General features: G+C 59.0%; 2 protein-coding genes and 1 pseudogene. All 3 read right to left on the reverse strand.

Features of this window, described 5'->3' with window-relative positions; translation table 11 throughout:
• Positions 1-906, reverse strand: a pseudogene (gene prfB / locus B2W52_RS03825) (peptide chain release factor 2); the annotation flags it as partial.
• Between the two features lie 94 nt (positions 907-1,000).
• Positions 1,001-2,734 carry a single-stranded-DNA-specific exonuclease RecJ gene (gene recJ, locus B2W52_RS03830; RefSeq protein ID WP_008176227.1) on the reverse strand — a complete coding sequence of 578 codons (1,734 nt, stop codon included), beginning with the start codon at positions 2,732-2,734 and terminating at the stop codon, positions 1,001-1,003.
• Between the two features lie 6 nt (positions 2,735-2,740).
• A partial coding sequence (locus B2W52_RS03835) for a PALP domain-containing protein (protein WP_476738513.1) occupies positions 2,741-3,316 on the reverse strand: 576 nt, incomplete at its 5' end.

Raw genomic sequence — 3,316 nt, forward strand, 5'->3', positions numbered from 1 at the left:
CGCTCCTGCATCTCACGCTCAAACAGCTTCGCCTTGAGCTGTTTCATGGCCTGGTCCTTGTTCTGATGCTGGCTTCGACCAGCCTGACAGGCCACGACAATACCGGTGGGATTGTGCGTCAGACGCACCGCCGACTCGGTCCGGTTAACGTGCTGACCACCGGCGCCGGAGGCACGGTAAACATCCACCCGAAGATCCGCCGGATTGATTTCAATTTCGAAGCTGTCATCCACTTCCGGTGACACAAACACGGAAGAGAAAGACGTATGCCGACGGTTGCCGGAATCGAATGGTGACTTACGCACCAGACGGTGAACGCCGGTTTCGGTACGCAGCCAGCCATAGGCGTAGTCGCCCTGGATGTGAATGGTGGCGCTTTTGATACCCGCCACATCGCCTTCCATCAGCTCGACAATTTCGGCCTTGAAGCCCCGACGCTCTGCCCAGCGCAGGTACATGCGCAGGAGCATGTTGGCCCAGTCCTGGGCTTCGGTGCCACCAGAGCCAGCCTGAATATCCAGGTAGGCGTTGTTGGCGTCCATTTCGCCGGAGAACATGCGGCGGAATTCAAGCTTCTCGAGCTCTTTATCAAGGGCCTCAAGATCTGATTCGATCTCGGCAACGGTGCCCTCATCCTCTTCTTCTGCGGCAATGTCCAGCAGGCCCTCAGCGTCTTCAAGGCCGGAGGTGAGGTTGTCGATGGTCTTGACGATCAGCTCAAGATCGGCGCGCTCTTTGCCCAGAGCCTGAGCCCGCTCGGGGTCGTCCCAAACACTCGGCTGCTCCAGTTCGCGCTCAACTTCGGTCAGTCGCTCACTACGCTGATCGTAGTCAAAGATACCCCCTGAGCGCTTCAGTGCGCTCACGAAGCTCTTTAATCTTCGTCACAATGGGATTAATTTCCATGAAACCCTTACTCGCTCTAGAAAATGGAGAGTAAAAACAGAGGCGGGATTCTACCGGAAATCGGTTTGTAAATCAGCCTGCGGGTTTCCGTGAATCAGGCAAGAGGCTCGAGGTAATCCACCAGAAGCTGGAGATTGGTGCGCCCCCGGAAGGTATTGGCATCCGGCTTGTAAACCACCCGCGCACCGGTGCGCGTGTAATCAGGCACTTCCGGCCCGGTATTGAAGGCAATACCGTCGATGATCCCGCCGCCTTCGACAGGTTGCAACACCAATTTCAGATGGTTTTCGCCGACTATCCGCTGGCTGACCACCCGGAACTCGCCGTCGAACAGTGGCTCCGGGAAATGCTGCCCCCATGGGCCGGCGCGTTTGAGCAGCGCGGCGGTGTCCAACGACAGTTCACTTGCGCCCAGAGGCCCATCGGTTGTGATCGCCGCCTCCAGATCCTCGGCCGAGAGGGTGTCTCGAACGGCCTGATCGAAGGCCTCGGAAAAGGCATCCAGATCATCCCTGGCGAGGGTCATGCCCGCAGCCATCGCGTGACCGCCAAATTTTTTCATGATCCCCGGATGACGTGAGTCGACCACGGCAAGCACATCCCGGATATGAAGCCCGGGAATGGAGCGAGCAGAACCTTTGATGTCTTCGCCGTTTTCGTCCGGCGCAAAGGCAATGGTCGGTCTATGGGTCTGCTCACGGATACGGGCAGCCAGAATTCCAATAACGCCCTGGTGCCAATCGGTATCGAAAAGCGCAAGCCCCCAGGGCAGTCCATCCAGGTCCAGCGACATTGAAGACAGCAGATCCTGGGCCTGGGCTTTCATGTCCTTTTCGATGGTGCGACGTTCCCGGTTGAAGGTATCCAGCTCCCGGGCCAGTCGGCGAGCCTCGTCCGGACTGTCTGCCAGCAGGCAGGCAATCCCGATACTCATGTCATCCAGCCGCCCGGCGGCATTCAGGCGGGGCCCGACCACAAATCCAAGGTCGGTTGAGCTGATCGCCGTGTGGTCCCGGCCAGCGACTTCCAGCAGCGCCAGGATACCGGGACGGGCCTCACCCTGGCGTATCCGGCGCAAGCCCTGCTCCACGAAGATCCGGTTGTTGTGGTCCAGAGGCACAACATCAGCCACAGTACCGAGCGCCACGAGGTCCAGCAGGCACCCCAGGTTGGGTTCGGGATCAGGCAGGCGATTGGTTTCCCGGAGCTGCTTGCGCAACGCTGTGAGCACGTAAAACATGACGCCAACACCGGCCGCGTTCTTGCTCAGGAAAGGACAACCCGGCTGGTTTGGATTGACGATGGCATCGGCATCCGGAAGCTCTTCGCCGGCCAGGTGGTGATCGGTCACCACCACTTTCACGCCAAGTTCCTTGGCCGCGCGAACGCCTTCAACCGCGGATATGCCGTTATCAACGGTGACCATCAGGTCCGGGAGCTGACCCTCGTCGCGCAGGCGTTCAATAATACCCGGCGTCAGGCCGTAGCCATCTGCAAACCGGCTGGGCACGCGAAAGTCGATACTCTGCAGACCCAGCATGGAGAGTCCAAGCATGGCAACGGCTGTACTGGTAGCACCATCGGCGTCGAAATCGCCGAGCACAAGCACCCGCTGCTGCTGATCGATAGCCTCGGCAAGAAGCTCAACGGCCCGGTCAATACCTCTCAGAGACAGGGGTGAAGCCAGGTGTTTCAGGGTGTAGCTCAGCTGCTCATCAGAAGTTACGCCACGGGCAGCGTAGAGGCGGCGAAGCAAGGGAGGCAGGTTTTGCCCCCAGTCCGGAAGGGTATCGGGCTGGGGGCGACGCAGGATCTTTTTTGGTGTCATACCCGATCAGGCGTTTTTCCAGTGCTTGGCAATGAATGCCTGCACACCGTCGATATTATTATCCAATACGGTATACCGCTCTTCCCGCTCGAACAGGTCGGCCATATGCGCCGGCAGCGGTGGCTCTACACTGACGCCAGACTCTGCCACGGCATCCGGGAACTTGGCCGGGTGTGCGGTACCCAGGGTAATCATTGGCACCACCTGATCACGGCGGCAGTTGCGCGCTGCACGGACGCCGATGGCGGTGTGAGGATCCAGCAGATACTCGTTCTGCTCGTAGATCTCACGAATGGTGTCGCAGGTGGCCTTGTCGTCCACCGCATCGCTGTCAAAAAGCTTGCGCGCATGCTTCCAGCGATAGTCCTCAATACTGACGGGCCCCTTCGCAGCGTTTTCCAGCAGGGTTTTCACCGCCAGCCCGTCCCGGCCGTGGAGATCAAACAGCAGGCGCTCAAAATTGCTGGACACCATGATATCCATACTCGGAGACAGGGTGTGTTCGAGTTGGTGCTGCTCGTATTTGTTGCCACTCATGAAGCGATGCAGAATATCGTTACGGTTGGTGGCAATGACCAGCTG

Source organism: Marinobacter sp. UBA2498, assembly GCF_002341575.1.
Classification (GTDB): Bacteria; Pseudomonadota; Gammaproteobacteria; order Pseudomonadales; family Oleiphilaceae; genus Marinobacter; species Marinobacter manganoxydans.

Excerpts from the sequence above, each read along its gene's own strand:
- recJ (WP_008176227.1), bottom strand. The coding sequence starts at position 2,734 with ATGACACCAAAAAAGATCCTGCGTCGCCCCCAGCCCGATACCCTTCCG.